The sequence below is a fragment of the Ectopseudomonas chengduensis genome (assembly GCF_900102635.1).
GTDB lineage: Bacteria > Pseudomonadota > Gammaproteobacteria > Pseudomonadales > Pseudomonadaceae > Aquipseudomonas > Aquipseudomonas chengduensis.
Map to the genome: position 1 here is coordinate 264,081 of NZ_FMZQ01000001.1, position 16,494 is coordinate 280,574.

Below are 16,494 nucleotides of genomic sequence, written 5' to 3' on the forward strand. Positions count from 1 at the left end.
GATTCCGCGGGAGACAGTCGATGGCCAGCAACTGGCAGATACAGCAAACGGCGCGAGTGGTGCGTGAGGGGGGCGTGATCGCCTATCCGACCGAGGCGGTCTGGGGCCTGGGCTGCGATCCCTGGAATGAAGAGGCGGTGTATCGCCTGCTGGCGCTCAAGGAGCGGCCGATGCACAAGGGGCTGATCGTGGTGGCCGACGACATCGAACAGTTCGACTTCCTGCTCGATGATCTGCCTGAGGTCTGGCAGGAGCGCCTGGCCGGCAGCTGGCCAGGTCCGAACACCTGGCTGGTGCCGCATCAGAATCGTCTGCCCGAGTGGGTCACAGGTCAGCACGATACCGTTGCCCTGCGCGTCAGTGACCATCCGCTGGTGCGTGCGCTGTGCCGCTACACCGGGCCGCTGATCTCCACCTCGGCCAACCCGGCGGGGCGCCCTTCAGCGCGTTCGCGTCTGCGCGTCGAGCAGTACTTCCCGGATGAACTGGACAAGGTGCTCGGCGGCGCCTTGGGTGGACGCAAGAATCCCAGTCTGATTCGTGACCTGCGTACGGGCGATGTAATTCGCCCGTCCTGACTGGCCAATGCTCGCGGCTAAAGCCCCTCCCACGATCGTGGGAGGGGCTTTAGCCGCGACTGTTTTACGGCATCAAAATGGTCGAGCCGGTGGTCTGCCTTGAGCTCAGCGCATCCTGTGCGGCGGCGGCGTCCTTGAGCGCGTAGCGGTTGCTGATTTCCACCTGCAGCTTGCCGCTGGCGATCATGCCGAACAGGTCGTCGGCCATGGCCTGCAGGCGTTGCGCGCTGGTGGCGTAGCCGGCCAGGGTCGGGCGGGTGACGTACAGCGAGCCCTTCTGCGCGAGGATGCCCAGGTTGACGCCGGTTACCGCGCCCGAGGCATTGCCAAAGCTGACCAGCAGGCCGCGCGGTGCCACGCAGTCCAGCGAGGTTTCCCAGGTGTCCTTGCCGACGCCGTCGTAGACCACCGGGCACTTGGCGCCGTCGGTCAGTTCCAGTACGCGCTGCACGACGTTTTCATGGCTGTAGTCGATGGTCGCCCAGGCACCCTGTTCCTTGGCCCGCGCCGCTTTCTCGGCCGAGCTGACGGTGCCGATCAACTTCACACCCAGCGCTCTGGCCCATTGGCAGGCAAAGGAGCCGACACCGCCGGCCGCAGCGTGGAACAGGATGGTCTCGCCACCCTTGAGCTCATAGGTCTGGCGCAACAGGTACTGCACGGTCAGACCCTTGAGCATCACCGCAGCGGCCTGCTCGAAGCTGATGTTGTCCGGCAGTTTCACCAACTTGTCGGCGGGCAGCACGTGCAGTTCGCTGTAGGCGCCGAGCGGGCCGGTGGCGTAGGCGACGCGGTCACCGACTTTGAGGCCTTCGACCTCGCTGCCAATCGCCTCGACCACGCCGGCACCTTCGGTGCCCAGGCTCGACGGCAGCGCGGGCGGCTGATAGAGGCCGCTGCGGAAGTAGGTGTCGATGAAGTTCAGGCCGATGGCCCGGTTGGCCACGCGCACCTCGCGCGGGCCAGGTGCTGCCGGCTGGTAGTCACGGTACTGCAGCACGTCGCTGCCGCCGTGCTGGCTGAACTCGATACGCTTGGCCATCTCGGATTCCTTGTCTGATCGGCGCCGCTGCAAGCGGCGAAAGAGCCTATCCAATCGTCCCGATTGACCGACGTCAACTGCGGATGTGCCTGGGTGAATGCTATGCTGCCCGCCGATTTCGACCTGCTCTCTGTTCAAGGTGCCGCCGTGACTGACCGTACCGAGGCCGTGAAGGCCTACCTGCTCGACCTGCAAGATCGCATCTGCTCTGCCCTGCAAGCCGAAGACGGCCAGGCCGTGTTCGCCGAGGACGCCTGGCAGCGTCCGGCCGGTGGTGGTGGGCGCACGCGGGTGATCGAGAACGGCGCGCTGATCGAAAAGGGCGGGGTGAATTTCTCCCACGTGTTCGGCGACAGCCTGCCGCCGTCGGCCAGCGCCCATCGCCCCGAGCTGGCCGGTCGTGGCTTCCAGGCCCTCGGCGTGTCGCTGGTGATCCATCCGGAAAACCCCTACGTGCCGACCTCGCACGCCAACGTGCGCTTCTTCAGCGCCGAGAAGGCAGGCGAGGAGCCGGTGTGGTGGTTCGGTGGTGGTTTCGACCTCACGCCCTACTACGCCAATGAAGAGGACTGCGTGCACTGGCACCAGGTTGCGCATGACGCCTGTGCGCCGTTCGGCGCCGAGGTTTACCCCAAGTTCAAGGCCTGGTGCGACCGCTACTTCCACCTCAAGCATCGCGGCGAGCCGCGTGGCATCGGCGGGCTGTTCTTCGACGACCTCAACGAGTGGGACTTCGATACCAGCTTCGCTTTCATGCGTGCCATTGGTGATGCCTACATCCAGGCCTATCTGCCCATTGTCCAGCGCCGCAAGCTGATGCCGTTCGGCGAGCGTGAGCGTGAGTTCCAGGCCTTTCGCCGCGGCCGCTACGTCGAGTTCAACCTGGTGTTCGACCGTGGCACGCTGTTCGGCCTGCAGTCCGGCGGGCGCACCGAGTCGATCCTCATGTCGCTGCCGCCGCATGTGCGCTGGGGCTATGACTGGAAGCCGGAGCCGGGCAGCATCGAGGCGCGCCTGACCGAGTACTTCCTGACCGATCGTGATTGGCTGTCGGCCACGTCATGATCCTGTAGCCCGGATGCAATCCGGGACAGTTTATAGGCCGCCCCGGATTTCATCCGGGCTACGAACTGGCGCCATTTTCCCGTAGGAGACCGCTTGCGGGTGATCTGGCCCAGAGCGAATCGCCAGCAAGCTGGCTCCTACACAAACAGGACTTTCCATGGACCGCTACTGCGTCTTCGGCAACCCCATCGGCCACAGCAAATCGCCGCTGATCCACCGTCTGTTCGCCGAGCAAACCGGCCAGGCGCTGACCTACGATGCACGCCTGGCGCCGCTGGATGACTTCGTTGGCGATGCCCGCGCCTTCTTCGCCGAAGGCCAAGGTGGCAACGTCACCGTACCGTTCAAGGAAGAGGCCTTTCGCCTGGCCGACGAGCTGACCGAGCGTGCGCGTCGCGCCGGCGCGGTGAATACCCTGAAGAAACTGGCCGACGGCCGCCTGCTGGGCGACAACACCGACGGTGCCGGCCTGACTCGTGATCTGCAGGACAACGCTGGCTTCAGCCTGGCCGGCAAGCGCATCCTCGTGCTGGGTGCCGGCGGTGCCGTGCGCGGTGTGCTCGAACCCTTCCTGGCGCAGAAGCCGGCCGTGCTGGTGATCGCCAACCGTACCGTGGCCAAGGCCGAACAACTGGTGCGTGAATTCGCCGATCTCGGTCCGCTGGTCGCCGCTGGCTTCGACTGGATCGATGCGCCGGTGGACCTGATCGTCAACGGTACTTCCGCCAGCCTCGGTGGTGAGCTGCCGCCGATCGCGCCGAGCCTGATCCAGCCTGGTCATACCGTCTGCTACGACATGATGTACGGCCGTGAGGCGACCGCCTTCAACCGCTGGGCAGCCGAGCAGGGCGCGGCGCGCTGCCTGGACGGGCTGGGCATGCTGGTCGAGCAGGCGGCCGAGGCGTTCGAGCTGTGGCGTGGCGTGCGTCCGGACACCGCGCCGGTGCTGGCTGAGCTGCGCCGTCAACTGGCGGGCTGAACCTCAGCGTTCCCTGCGCCGCCAGGTGGGGTGCGCCGCGCGCACCGCCCGTATCTCACTCAATCCTCGAACAACACCGGGCAGCGCTCGGCGCCTTCGAGCTTGAGAATTTCCTCCACCACTGGCGGCCGTGCCTGACGCATTACCAGGCTGCGTTTCAGCGCCTGCAGGCGGCGTGCCTCCTGATGCAGCATCTCCACGCCGGCATAGTCGATGAAGTTGATGTGCCGCGCGTCGATCACCAGGCGCTGCCCGCGGCTGCGCTGCAGCAACTGCTGAATGTACTGGCAGGCGCCGAAGAAGATCGAGCCCTCGATGCGCAGCACCTCGTCTTCGCCGTCCTGCCATAGGCGCACGCGCGGCTGCGAGGTGCGCTTGAGGTAGAAGAACAACGAGGCCAACACGCCGGCGTAGATCGCCGTCTGCAGCTCCAGCACCAGGGTGGCGGCGAAGGTCAGCAGCATCACCATGAACTCGGAGCGGCTGACTCGACGTAGTGCACGGATCGCCGGCAGATCCACCAGGCCCCAGCAGATCAGCAGGATGCCGGCCGCCATCACCGGCAGCGGGATATGCGTCAGCAGCGCTGCGCCGAACACCGCGAACAGCGCCACCAGCAGCGCCGAGAACACCCCGGCCAACGGCGTACGCGCGCCAGCCTGCAGGTTCAGCGCCGAGCGGGTGAAGGAGCCGGCCGACAGCGAGGCGGAGAACCACGGCCCGAGCATGTTCGACAGGCCCTGGGCGCGCACCTCCTGGTTGGCGTCGAGGAACTGGTGCGATTTCACCGCCAGCGCACGAGCGATGGACAGGCTGGTGACCAGCCCGAGCATGCCGCAGGCCACCGCTGCCGGTAGCAGGCGCAGCACGTCGTCGAGGTCGAAACTCAGCGCAGTCAGCGGTGGCAGGCCGCTGGTGAATGGTGCGACCAGGGCAATGTCAGCGGTGAAGCGCGCAGGCAGCAACCAGGCCAGCAGGCTGCCGCAGACCAGGCCGATCAGCAACGCAGGTGCCTTGGGCCAGAGCTTGCGCACGGCTACGCTGAGCAGCAGGGTGAAGGCCGCCAGGGCCAGACTCGGCCAGTGCGCCTCGGGCAGGTGCTGGCCGATCTGCAGCAGGCTGGTCAGGGCCGTGGGTTGGTTGGCGACCTCGACGCCGAGCAGATTGGGCATCTGCCCGATGGCGATCACCAGCGCCGCGCCGAGGGTGAAGCCGAGCACCACCGACTGCGAGACGAAGTTCACCAGGGCGCCGAAGCGCAGCATACCTAGCAGCCACTGGAACAGCCCGGCGAGAAAGGTCAGCAGCAGGATCAGGGCGATGAATTCGTCGCTGCCGATGCGCGCCATGGGGCTGACGCTGGTGAACAGGACGATGGAGATCGCGGCGGTCGGCCCGCAGATCAGGTGCCAGGACGAGCCCCACAGACAGGCGATGATCACCGGCACGATGGCGGCGTACAGGCCGTATTCGGCGGGCAGGCCGGCAATCAGCGCGTAGGCCAGCGATTGCGGCAGGGCCAGGATGGCGCCGGTCAGGCCCACCAGCAGATCGTTGCCGAGGGTCTTGCGGCTGATGCCAGGCAACCAGCGGAGAAACGGCAGCAGGGTCTGTCGGTCAGGTAGGCGCATGATTCGGGTCGAGGGTGGGCCGCAGGCGACTCCACCCTACTCACTTGCCGCGGTTAATTCAAAGCCGCGCCTTCACAGCGGCCAGACCGTCGCCACCGTCGCGGGTAGTGACGCCCTGCAGCCAGCCATCGAGTACCTGCGGGTTGGCCTGGAGCCAGGCCTTGATCGCGGCGTCGTTGCTGGCCTGTTTGCTCAGCACCTGATCCATGATGCTGTTCTCCATCTCCTGGGTGAAAGTCAGGTTGCTCAGCAGCTTGCCGACGTTGGGGCACTGCGCGGCGTAGCCCTTGCGCGCCAGGGTGTTGACCTGGCCGCTGTCGCCGAAATACTTCTCGCCGCCTTTCAGGTACTTCATGTCGTACTGCACGTTCATCGGGTGTGGCGTCCAGCCGAGGAACACCACGAACTGGTCGCGTTTCACCGCGCGGCCGACCTGCACCAGCATCGCCTGTTCGCTGGACTCCACCAGCGTCCAGTCGCCCAGGCCGAATTCGTCGGCGGCGATCATCTGCCTGATCGACTCGTTGGCGGGTGAGCCGGAGGCGATGCCGTAGAGTTTCTTGCCGAACTTGTCGGCGTGCTTGTCGAGGTCGGCGAAGGTCTTCACCCCGGCCTCATAGGCATAGGTTGGTACGGCCAGTGTGTACTCGGTGCCTTCGAGGTTCTGCGCCAGCTTGTCCACTTCGCCGCTGGCGGCGAACTTGTCGTAATTGCTCTGCTGCGCCGGCATCCAGTTGCCGAGGAATACATCGACCTGGCCCTTCTGCAGGCCGGCGAAGATGATCGGCACGGCCAGGGTCTGGGTTTGCGCCTTGTAGCCCAGGCCGTCGAGCAGGAAGCTGGCGATGCCGTTGGTCACGGCGATGTCGCTCCAGCCCGGGTCACCCAGCTTGACCGTGGCACAGGCGGCGTCCTCGGCCCAGACGTCGCCGGCGCTGGTGAGCGCTGCCGCGAGTAACAGCACACTGAATCGGTTCATGGCGTCTCTCCTTTTTTCTTCTGGTTTGGGGGCGGCAGTGGGAAAAGGTTCATACCTGGGGAAAACGGGCGCGGCGTTCCAGGTCGTCGAGATCGATATGGTTGCGCATGTACTGTTGGCTGGCGTCGACCCAGGGCTGGTGATCCCAACTGGTCAGCTTGCCCTGGCTCAGTGCTTCGGCCACCAGGCGGCGACGGCGCTGGCTGGCCAGGGTGGCGGCGTGGATGGCCGGAATATCCCAGCGCTCGCGGGCCTCGGCCAGGAAGCCGGCGAGGATGCCCTTGTGCTCGCCGCACTCGGCCAGGTTCTGACGCTCGAGCGGGTCATTGTCCAGGTTGAATAGCAGCAGCGGGTCCTGTTCGGAATAGACGAACTTCCATGGCCCGCGGCGAATCATCATCAGCGGGCTGACCGTGCCTTCGGCCATGTATTCGCCGAGTACTTCGTCGTGGCCACCCTTGCCTTGCAGGTGCGGTAGCAGCGAGTGACCCTCCAGCTCCAGGCCCTGCTCGACCTGGCCGCCGGCCAGTTCCACCAGCGTTGGCAGCAGATCGAGAGTGGAGACCGACTGGCTGACCCGGCGCGCGGCGAAGCACTGCGGTGCATGCACCAGCAACGGCACGCGGGCGGACATTTCGAACCAGTGCATCTTGTACCAGAGGCCGCGCTCGCCAAGCATGTCGCCGTGGTCACCGGAGAAGACGATCAGGGTGTCCTCGGCCAGGCCGCATTCTTCAAGTGTCTTCAGCAGCTTGCCGATGTTGTCGTCGATATAGCTGCAGGCGCCGAAGTAGGCGCGGCGGGCGTCGCGGATCTTGTCCTCGGGCAGCGGTTTGTCCCACAGGTCGATGACCTTGAGCAGACGCTGCGAGTGCGGGTCCTGTTCGGTCTGCTCGATGTGCTGGCGCGGCATGGGAATGTCCACGCCCTCGTAGCGATCCCAGTATTCGCGGGGGATGGTGTAGGGGTCATGCGGGTGGGTCATCGACACGGTCAGGCAGAACGGCTGATCCGGGGTCATGCGCACGTGGTCGTAGAGGTACTGGCGGGCCTTGAACACCACCTCCTCGTCGAAATCCAGCTGGTTGCTGCGCACGCAGGGGCCGGCCTGCAGCACCGAGGACATGTTGTGGTACCAACTGGCGCGCACGTCCGGCTCGTCCCAGTTCACCGCCCAGCCGTAGTCGGCGGGATAGATGTCGCTGGTCAGGCGCTCCTCGTAACCGTGCAACTGGTCCGGGCCGCAGAAGTGCATCTTGCCCGATAGCGCAGTGCGGTAGCCGAGGCGGCGCAGGTAATGGGCGTAAGTCGGCACATCGGCGGGGAAATCGGCGGCATTGTCATAGGCGCCGATCTTCGATGGCAGCCGCCCGCTGACCAGGGTGAAGCGCGACGGCGCGCAGAGCGGGCTGTTGCAGTAGGCCGAGTCGAACACCACGGCCTGCTCGGCCAGCTTCATCAGGTTGGGCATCTGCACCGGCGAGGCGGCGTCGTGCAGCGGCAGGATCGGCGCGGCCATCTGGTCGGCCATGATGAAGAGGATATTCGGGCGCTTCATGGTGGCGGCTATTCCATACTATTGGTTTATGCGACAGTGCTGGCTCCATGATTCCGGTAGAACGGCAGCAGGGTAAACCCGGCTGTGAAACATGCCTCGGATAAGCAGAGCTTATGTTTAAAGCCATCGATGGGCTGTCGCTCGACGCGCTGCGGGTGTTCGAGTCGGCCGCGCGCCAGCTCAGTTTCACCGCCGCCGCCAGTGAATTGGGCAGCAGCCAGCCGGCGATCAGCCAGCAGATCAAGCGTCTGGAGCAGCAACTGGCCACGCGCCTGTTCGATCGCGTCTATCGGGGCATCGTGCTGACCGAGGCCGGCGAGCTGTTGTTGGCGCATGTGCAGGAAGGGCTGGCCAGCCTCGATGCCGGGCTCGTCGCCGTCACCGCGCGCCAGCAGCATGAAGTGCTGCAGGTGGCCACCGACTTCGCCTTCGCCGCCTACTGGTTGATGCCGCGCCTGCAGCGCTTCAACCGCCTGTACCCGGAGGTGGACGTCAGCCTGATCACCAGCGAGCGCGACCCGGCCACGGTACCCAGCGACATCGACGTGGCGATCCGTTTTGGCGACGGTCGTTTCAAGCATGGCGAAGCGCACCTGCTGTTCCGCGAAGAGGTGTTTCCGGTGTGCAGCCCGCGTCTGCTCGGCGAACGTCAGCTACCGCTGCCGACGGAGGTTCTGACCGAGCTGCCGCTGTTGCACCTGCGCCCCGAGCACCGCTCGCGCTGGTTCGACTGGGAGGGATTGTTCCGCGCCCTCGGCATCGCCAGCCTGCCGACACCCGGCGCGTTGCGTTTCGACAACTACACCCTGCTGATCCAGGCGGCGATTGCCGGGCAGGGCGTGGCCATCGGCTGGCGCCACCTGGTGGATGAACTTCTGGCTCAGGGGCTGCTCTGTCGTCTGGGTGAGGCCGAGGCGCATTCGGCGCGTGGCTATTACCTGGTGCTACCCGAGCGCAAGCGTCGCCAGCGCCTGACCGCGCGTTTCGTCGACTGGTTGCAGGCCGAGCTGGATTCGCCAGCAGCAACCGTTTGATCGGGCCATACTGCAATAGCCAAGCGTGATCCTTATACTGATCGCCGCCGCTCTAGCCGGTCGTTTTCCACGTCTGCCAGCGGCCCCCACACTCCAACCGGTGAAGTGAACCGTGAAACTCCGTCATTCGATTTTGGGCCTGCTGCTGTGCGGCAGCCTTGTTGTTTCGAACCTCCAGGCCGCGCCTGCCCAGCCGAAGCAGGAGCTGGCCGCCGGTAGTGCCTTGCTGATCGATCTGAAGACCGGCCAGGAGCTCTATTCCAGCAACCCGGACCTGCGCCTGCCGGTCGCCTCGGTCACCAAGCTGATGACCGCCATGGTGGTGCTCGACGCCAAGCTGCCGCTGGACGAGATGCTGCCCATCACCATCCGCGACACCCAGGAAATGCAGGGTGTGTTCTCCCGCGTGCGCATCGGCAGTGAAATCACGCGCCGCGAAATGCTGCACCTGGCGCTGATGTCCTCGGAGAATCGCGCTGCCGCCAGTCTTGCGCACCATTACCCAGGTGGTCACGCCGCCTTCGTCGCAGCCATGAACGCCAAGGCCAAGGCGCTGGGCATGCACAGCAGCCACTTCGTCGAACCCACCGGCCTGTCCGAACTGAACGTCGCCACGGCCCGTGACCTGGCGCTGATGGTCAAGGCGGCCAACCAGTATCCGCTGATCCACCAGTTCAGCACCGACTCCGAAGCCACCGTGGCTTTCCGCAAGCCCAACTACACCCTGGGTTTTCGCAACACCAACGCCCTGGTGCGCAAGCCCGACTGGAACATCAACCTGAGCAAGACCGGCTTCACCAATGCCGCCGGTCGCTGCCTGGTGATGGCCACCACCATCGCCAACCGTCCGGTGGCCTTCGTGGTACTCGGTGCATTCGGCAAGTACACCCACATGGCCGACGCCAACCGCCTCAAGCGCTGGATGGAGACTGGCAAGGTCACCCCGGTGCCGGCTGCGGCGCTCAGCTACAAGCAGCAGAAGCTGGCCGAGTGGAGCCTGCAGGCCGCGCAGTAAGACGCTGTGCACGCCCTGCAGGGCCAGCACGAGACGCAAAAGTGTAGGAGCCCCGCCTCGGGGGCGAAGCCTCGGACTTCTGCGTCGCCAGCCCCGTAGCATTCGCCGCGGGCGCGGCTCCTACGCCGGCCATCGGAAAAAGGGCGACTCGATGAGTCGCCCTTTTCGTTATGCCTGCCGTAGCCCGGATGCAATCCGGGGAACCCGCAGCTCAGGCCCCGGATTGCATCCGGGCTACGGTCGATTTTCCTCAGTCGTGGTGTGCTTCAGCTCGGACAGCCCAGCCGCTCGCTGAGAAAATCGAGAAAGCAGGTGATGCGCGACGCCAGCGCGGTGTTGCGGTAGTACACCGCGTTGATCGGCTGGCGCACCTCCACGCGTTGCTCGGCCAGCACCTCCACCAGTGCGCCGCTGGTGCGGGTGGCATCGGTCATGAAGTCCGACAGGCACACCAGGCCTTGGCCGGCCAGGGCCAGTTCGAGAATGGTGTCGCCACTGGAGGCGCGCAGGCTCGGTGTGATGCGCCAGCGCTCGCCGAGGGCGTGGCGTAGCGGCCATTCGTTGAGGCTGTCCGGCTCGGTGAAGCCGATCAGGCTGTGCCCGGTCAGATCCTCGGTAAGTGTCGGCGTGCCATGGCGGCGCAGGTAATCGGGGCTGGCCAGCACGCGGCGGCGGCTGTGACACAGTGGTCGGGCGTGCAGGCTGGAGTCCGGCAGGTTGCCGATGCGGATGGCCAGGTCGGTGCGGCGTTCCAGCAGATCGATGATGCGGTCGTCGCTGTTCAGTTCCAGCTCGATCTGCGGATAAAGCGCGCGAAATTCGCCGATCAGCGGCACGATCACGTGCAGCATGAAAGGCGAGGCGGTGTTGATGCGCAAACGCCCGGCCGGTGCCTGGCGGCGCAGGGTCATCTGTTCCTCCGCTTCCTCGACGCTGGCGAGGATACGCCGCGCCTGGGCCAGGAACACCTCGCCCTCCTCGGTCAATTCCAGACGCCGCGTGGTGCGGCGTAGCAAGGTGACGGCGAGTTTTTCCTCCAGCCGGCTGAGGGCACGGCTGACGCCGGACGCGGTTTGCTCGAGCTGCTCGGCTGCGGCGCTGATCGAGCCGCAGTCGACCACGCTGACGAAGGCGAGCATTTCTTCCAGGCTGGTCTTCATTGTTGATCTTCAGTCAAAAGTGTTTGCTGGCTTGTTAGGTTTTTTCGCATGAGTCTGGCGCGGATACTGCTCCCCAGCAAGCCTGCCTGCTGCCCGCCCTTTGCCTTCGGCCTGCAACTTTTATCCGCTGAGTCAGGCCGAACCATTCAGTTCCAGCGTCGGTCTGCTGATCGGCCATCCATTCACGACCTGATGAGGACATTCGTCATGAAATTCATTCCCCCCTTCGGTCTTGGCACCTTCCGCCTCAAGGACCAGGTGGCCATCGACTCGGTGCATACCGGCCTGGAGCTGGGTTACCGGCATATCGACACGGCGCAGATCTACGGTAACGAGGCCGCGGTCGGCCAGGCCATCGCCGCCAGCAACGTGGCGCGTGACGAGCTGTTCGTCACCACCAAGATCTGGACCGAGAACCTCGGCAGCGGTCGGGTGATCGCCAGTTTGCAGGAAAGTCTGCAGCGCCTGGGCCTGGAGCGGGTCGATCTGACACTGATCCACTGGCCGTCGCCGAACGATGAGATTCCCGTGGCGCAGTATCTGGGCGAGCTGCTGGAAGCCAAGCGCCAGGGGCTGACCGCAGCGATTGGCGTGTCCAACTTCACCATCGCCCATTTGCGCCAGGCCATCGAGGCCGTGGGGGTGGACGAAATCGCCACCAATCAGGTGGAAATCCATCCGCTGTTGCAGAACCGCAAATTGGTGGAATTCGCCCGTCAGCAGGGCATCCATCTGACTGCTTACATGCCGCTGGCCTACGGCAAGGTGCTGGCCGAGCCGGTGATCCAGCGCATCGCCGCTAGCCATGGCGTCAGCCCGGCGCAGGTGGCCCTGACCTGGTCGCTGCAGCAGGGTTATGCGGTGATTCCGTCGTCGACCAAACGCGACAATCTGGCCGCCAACCTGGTCGCCGCCGAGCTGCGTTTGAGCACCGAGGACATGGCTGCAATCAAGGCTCTGGAGCGTGGCGAGCGCGTCGCCAACCCGGGCTTCGCGCCGCACTGGGATTGAGTTCTGCGAGTGTAGCAGGGGCGTTAGGCGCGATCCTGGGCTCTATCGGCCGCCGGCGATATCGATCAGCGCGCCAGTGGTGTAGCTGGCCTTGTCATCGAGCAGCCAGACGATGGCTTCGGCGACTTCCTCGGCACGCCCGGCGCGGCCCAACGGTGTCGCCTTGCCCAGGCGCTCGGCACGGTCCGGCTGGCCGCCGCTGGCGTGAATCTCGGTATCGATCAGCCCCGGGCGCACGGCGTTGACCCGCACGCCTTCGCCGCCCAACTCCTTGGCCAGGCCGCGGGTCAGCACGTCCATCGCGCCTTTGGCGCCGGCGTAGTCGACGTACTCGAAGGGCGCGCCAAGACTGGCGGCCACCGACGACACCAGCACCATCGAACCACCCTCGCCGCCGCGGCTGCGGGCCATGCGTCGGGCGCCCTCGCGTGCGGTGAGGTAGCTGCCCAGCACATTGACGTCGAACATCCGTTGCAAGCGCTCGCCGCTCATCTCCAGCAGCGGCATGGGCGGGGCGACGATGCCGGCATTGACCACCAGACCGTGCAGCGAGCCGAGCCTGTCCATGGCCTCGAACAGGCGCTGTACATCCTCCTCATTGGCCACATCGCCAGGCAGGGCGACGGCTTTGCCGCCCATGGCCTCGATCTGCGCCACCACCTCATCGGCGGCGGCACGGTCGTTGCGGTAGTTGACCCCGACCGTCCAGCCGCTAGCGGCGGCCAGCAAGGCAGTAGCGCGACCGATGCCGCGGCTGGCACCAGTGATCAGTAGATTCTTGCTCATGGCGGGGCTCCTCGTCTTGCTTGCCTTCAGGTTGCCGAATTTGCGGCGGGCTCGCTAGCGCGGGTTTCTTCCGATGAATGGTACATGCCGGTCATTCGCGTCTATTCCGGGCGTTGTAGGTATCCAACGGGTACGTTGCACAACGCTTGCTGAACCAGTAGCTGACTGGAAAAGTAGGAAGAATGAAAGCGTGATATAAGATTTGTTTCTTATTCTATTGGGGTATATCTGGTCGCGGCACAGATGTTGCGATAGGAAAACTCACGCAAACAGGAGGTGCGATGGAGCACAACATATCTCTCATCACCATGTTGGCCGGTGGCTTTGGTCTGGCTCTGATCTTCGGTTTTATCGCGGAGAAGCTGAAGCTGCCGGCGTTGGTGGGTTATCTCTTGGCGGGCATCGCGCTAGGCCCGGCGACCCCCGGCATGGTTGCGGACATGGAACTGGCGCCGCAGTTGCTGGAGATCGGCGTGATGTTGCTGATGTTCGGCGTCGGCCTGCACTTCTCCCTGAAAGACCTGTTGGCCGTGAAGAAAATCGCCCTACCGGGCGCGGTGGTGCAGATGAGCATGGCCACCGTGCTCGGGCTTGGTGTGGCCAGCTGGTGGGGCTGGACCTTCGGTGAAAGTCTCCTGCTGGGGTTGTCGCTGTCCTGCGCCAGCACTGTGGTGCTGCTCAAGGCGCTGGATACGCGCGGCATCACCGACTCGATGAATGGCCGTATCGCCGTAGGCTGGCTGGTGGTGGAAGACCTGGCCACCGTACTGGTGCTGGTGCTGTTGCCGCCCCTGGCCGGCATGCTCGGCGGCAAGGTGATCGGTGCCGATGCCGGTACGCCGCTCTGGCAGGTGCTGGGTATGACCCTGCTGCAGGTAGCCGGCTTTATTGCGCTGATGCTGGTAGTCGGGCGCCGCGTGCTGCCCTGGCTGCTGCTGCAGATCGCCAAGACCGGTTCTCGCGAGCTGTTCACGCTCTCCGTCGTCGCCGCTGCTATCGGCATCGCCTATGGTGCAGCGGTGCTGTTCCATGTGTCTTTCGCGCTTGGCGCGTTCTTCGCCGGTACGGTGATGCGCGAGTCAGACCTCTCGCACCGTGCGGCCGAGGAGTCGCTGCCGCTGCGCGATGCCTTCTCGGTACTGTTCTTCGTCTCGGTGGGCATGTTGTTCGAGCCGGCCGTGCTGGTCGAAGAGCCGCTGCGCGTTCTAGCCGTGGTGGCCATCATCATCGTCGGTAAGGGCCTGGCGGCGGCGCTACTGGTTCTGGCTTTCCGCTACCCGCTGAGCACGGCGCTGACCGTGGCGGCGAGCCTGGCGCAGATCGGCGAGTTCTCCTTCATCCTCGCGGGACTGGGCAAGGACCTTGGTCTGCTCTCGGCCGAGGGCATGAGCCTGGTGCTGGCTGGCGCGCTGATTTCCATCGCTCTCAATCCACTGGTGTTCGCCTGCATCAAACCGATCAAAGAGCTGGCGCTGCGGCGTTCTGCCCTGGCGCGACGCCTCGAATTTCGTGAAGACCCGCTGGCAGTGCTGCCGGCCAGTACCGAGCGCAAGTACCTCGAGGGGCAAGTGGTGGTGGTTGGCTACGGCCGGGTAGGTCGACGCATCGCCAAGGCTCTGCTGGAGCGCGGCATTCCCTTCGTCGTGGTCGAGCAGAATCGCGAGCGCGTCGAGCAGATCCGCGGCCAGGGCATCGCGGCGGTCAGCGGTGATTCGGCCGAGCCGGGCACGCTGATCCAGGCGCATATCGCCAAGGCGTCGATGCTGGTGATCGCCACGCCCGATCCGTTGAACGTGCAGCGCATGGTCGAAACCGCGCGGGCGCTGAACCCGCAGGTGGAAGTCGTGATCCGCACCCACAGCGCCGATGCGGTGGAAATCTTCCGCCGCGAAGGTTTTGGCGAGGTGTTCTTCGACGAGGAAGAACTGGCGCGCGGGATGAAGGACCACGTCCTTTCCAAGTTCGCCCCGGCTCAGGCAAATGTGGGGCAGAGTCCGACACACAGCCATTGAGACCGCGATGAGCGAGCTGCTGCTGGAGCGATCCAGCAGCGGCTGCTTCATATCCGTAGGTGTGGCAACTATCGTCTGAACAGTCGGCATCGGGCATGACGGACGAGCGCTCGGGCGCTACCATGCGCGCCCCTTTTCGTTCCGCTGCCATCGCCCGGCCCCCGCCGGCTTGCCGAGACTCCATGAAACCCGCACGCCTACGCGCTGACCTGCTGGCCGGCCTGACCTCGTCCTTCGCCCTGGTGCCCGAGTGCATCGCCTTTGCCCTGGTGGCCCAGGTCAACCCGCTGATGGGCCTGTACGGCGCCTTCATCATCTGCACTCTCACCGCCCTGTTCGGTGGCCGGCCCGGCATGATCTCCGGCGCCGCCGGCTCGATGGCGGTAGTGATCGTCGCCCTGGTGGTGCAGCACGGCGTGCAGTACCTGCTGGCCACGGTGCTGCTCGGCGGCCTGATCATGCTGGCGTTCGGCCTGTTGCGCCTGGGCAAGCTGATCCGCATGGTGCCGCATCCGGTGATGCTGGGCTTCGTCAACGGCCTGGCGATCATCATCGCCCTGGCTCAGCTCGAGCACTTTCAGCACGACGGCCACTGGCTGCAAGGCAAGGAGCTGTACCTGATGCTCGGCCTGGTGGCGCTGACCATGGTCATCGTCTACCTGCTGCCGCGGCTGACCCGCGCCGTGCCGCCGGCGCTGGTGGCGATTCTCGGCATCGGTGCGCTGGTCTATCTGCTGGATCTACCCACTCACACCCTCGGCGACATGGCGCAGATTGCCGGCGGCCTGCCGAGCCTGGTGCTGCCGGACATTCCCTGGACGCTGGACACTCTGATCATCATCGCCCCCTACGCCGTGCTGATGGCCCTGGTCGGTCTGCTGGAAACCCTGCTGACGCTGAACCTGACCGACGAGATCACCGCCACCCGCGGCCACCCGGATCGTGAGTGTGTAGCCCTTGGCGTGGCCAACATGACTTCCGGCCTGTTCGGCGGCATGGGCGGCTGCGCGATGATCGGCCAGACCGTGATCAACCTCAGTTCGGGCGGGCGCGGGCGCCTGTCCGGGGTGGTCGCCGGGACGATGATCCTGCTCTTCGTGCTGTTCCTCTCGCCACTGATCGAGCGTATCCCGCTGGCGGCGCTGGTCGGCGTGATGTTCGTGGTGGCGCAGCAGACCTTCGCCTGGGGTTCGCTGCGCGTGGCCGGCAAGGTGCCGGCCAACGATGTGCTGGTGATCGTCGCGGTGACCGCCATCACCGTCGCCACCGACCTGGCCACCGCCGTGCTCTGCGGCATCGTCATCGCCGCGCTCAATTTCGCCTGGCAGCACGCCCGCGAGCTGTATGCCGACAGCGATATGCAGACCGATGGCAGCAAGCTCTACCGTGCCCACGGCACGCTGTTCTTCGCCTCCTGCACCACCTTCCTCGCGCAGTTCGAGCCGGCCGATGACCCGCAGCAGGTCACCCTGGACTGCCGCCACCTGAGCTTCGTCGACTACTCGGCCATCGCCGCGCTGAAGACTCTGCGTGAGCGCTACGAGCGCGCCGGCAAGCACTTGCGTGTGGTGCACCTGTCCGAGCGTTGCAAGCAGTTGCTCAAGCGTGCTGGCGAGTAGACGGCTGATGCCGTAACGAAAAAAC

The 16,494-nt window shown here is 65.2% G+C and carries 14 protein-coding genes; 8 read left to right on the forward strand and 6 right to left on the reverse strand.

The window, feature by feature from the left end:
• Window positions 1–20 precede the first annotated feature (20 nt).
• Entirely contained in the window at window positions 21–578 is a 558-nt protein-coding gene (locus tag BLS08_RS01175) for an L-threonylcarbamoyladenylate synthase type 1 TsaC (protein WP_017676317.1), read from the forward strand.
• 64 nt (window positions 579–642) lie between these two features.
• On the opposite strand, the gene BLS08_RS01180 is transcribed toward BLS08_RS01175, so the two are convergent.
• The gene (locus BLS08_RS01180; RefSeq protein ID WP_017676318.1) at window positions 643–1,620 is read right to left on the reverse strand and encodes an NADPH:quinone reductase; all 978 of its coding nucleotides are present in this window, start codon (window positions 1,618–1,620) and stop codon (window positions 643–645) included.
• Window positions 1,621–1,767: 147 nt separating this feature from the next.
• Here BLS08_RS01180 and hemF point away from each other — a divergent pair, with 147 nt between their 5' ends.
• Together hemF and aroE are read left to right on the forward strand one after the other, a co-directional pair.
• On the forward strand, window positions 1,768–2,685 hold the full coding sequence (gene hemF / locus BLS08_RS01185; protein WP_026088510.1) for an oxygen-dependent coproporphyrinogen oxidase: 918 nt from the start codon (window positions 1,768–1,770) through the stop codon (window positions 2,683–2,685).
• A gap of 157 nt (window positions 2,686–2,842) precedes the next feature.
• Complete coding sequence (aroE, locus tag BLS08_RS01190; protein ID WP_017676320.1) at window positions 2,843–3,664, forward strand: shikimate dehydrogenase; 822 nt, start codon at window positions 2,843–2,845, stop codon at window positions 3,662–3,664.
• A 59-nt stretch (window positions 3,665–3,723) separates the two neighbouring features.
• Here aroE and BLS08_RS01195 read toward each other — a convergent pair whose 3' ends face one another.
• Genes BLS08_RS01195 through betC form a run of 3 tightly spaced genes read right to left on the reverse strand, consistent with a single transcriptional unit; the run spans window position 3,724 to window position 7,832 of the window.
• Window positions 3,724–5,295: a SulP family inorganic anion transporter gene (locus tag BLS08_RS01195; RefSeq protein ID WP_017676321.1), complete on the reverse strand. Its 1,572-nt coding sequence runs from the start codon at window positions 5,293–5,295 to the stop codon at window positions 3,724–3,726.
• Window positions 5,296–5,353: 58 nt separating this feature from the next.
• Window positions 5,354–6,274, reverse strand: a complete 921-nt coding sequence (choX, locus tag BLS08_RS01200) for a choline ABC transporter substrate-binding protein (RefSeq protein WP_017676322.1) — start codon at window positions 6,272–6,274, stop codon at window positions 5,354–5,356.
• A 49-nt stretch (window positions 6,275–6,323) separates the two neighbouring features.
• Window positions 6,324–7,832, reverse strand: a complete 1,509-nt coding sequence (gene betC / locus BLS08_RS01205; protein ID WP_017676323.1) for a choline-sulfatase — start codon at window positions 7,830–7,832, stop codon at window positions 6,324–6,326.
• 113 nt (window positions 7,833–7,945) lie between these two features.
• Here betC and BLS08_RS01210 point away from each other — a divergent pair, with 113 nt between their 5' ends.
• Together BLS08_RS01210 and pbpG are read left to right on the forward strand one after the other, a co-directional pair.
• Window positions 7,946–8,866 (forward strand): choline sulfate utilization transcriptional regulator, encoded by a 921-nt coding sequence (locus BLS08_RS01210; protein ID WP_017676324.1) that lies wholly within the window; start codon window positions 7,946–7,948, stop codon window positions 8,864–8,866.
• A gap of 112 nt (window positions 8,867–8,978) precedes the next feature.
• On the forward strand, window positions 8,979–9,881 hold the full coding sequence (gene pbpG / locus BLS08_RS01215) for a D-alanyl-D-alanine endopeptidase (protein WP_017676325.1): 903 nt from the start codon (window positions 8,979–8,981) through the stop codon (window positions 9,879–9,881).
• 266 nt (window positions 9,882–10,147) lie between these two features.
• On the opposite strand, the gene BLS08_RS01220 is transcribed toward pbpG, so the two are convergent.
• The gene (locus BLS08_RS01220) at window positions 10,148–11,041 is read right to left on the reverse strand and encodes a LysR substrate-binding domain-containing protein (protein WP_017676326.1); all 894 of its coding nucleotides are present in this window, start codon (window positions 11,039–11,041) and stop codon (window positions 10,148–10,150) included.
• Between the two features lie 207 nt (window positions 11,042–11,248).
• On the opposite strand from BLS08_RS01220, the gene dkgB reads away from it, so the two are divergent.
• A complete protein-coding gene (gene dkgB, locus BLS08_RS01225; protein WP_017676327.1) occupies window positions 11,249–12,052 on the forward strand; it encodes a 2,5-didehydrogluconate reductase DkgB in 804 nt (267 codons plus the stop codon).
• Window positions 12,053–12,094: 42 nt separating this feature from the next.
• Here dkgB and BLS08_RS01230 read toward each other — a convergent pair whose 3' ends face one another.
• A complete protein-coding gene (locus BLS08_RS01230) occupies window positions 12,095–12,838 on the reverse strand; it encodes an SDR family oxidoreductase (protein WP_017676328.1) in 744 nt (247 codons plus the stop codon).
• A gap of 281 nt (window positions 12,839–13,119) precedes the next feature.
• On the opposite strand from BLS08_RS01230, the gene ybaL reads away from it, so the two are divergent.
• Window positions 13,120–14,850, forward strand: coding sequence for a cation:proton antiporter domain-containing protein (ybaL, locus tag BLS08_RS01235; protein ID WP_017676329.1), 1,731 nt, complete (start codon window positions 13,120–13,122; stop codon window positions 14,848–14,850).
• 182 nt (window positions 14,851–15,032) lie between these two features.
• Window positions 15,033–16,469 (forward strand): SulP family inorganic anion transporter, encoded by a 1,437-nt coding sequence (locus tag BLS08_RS01240; protein WP_017676330.1) that lies wholly within the window; start codon window positions 15,033–15,035, stop codon window positions 16,467–16,469.
• The last annotated feature ends 25 nt before the right edge of the window (window positions 16,470–16,494 follow it).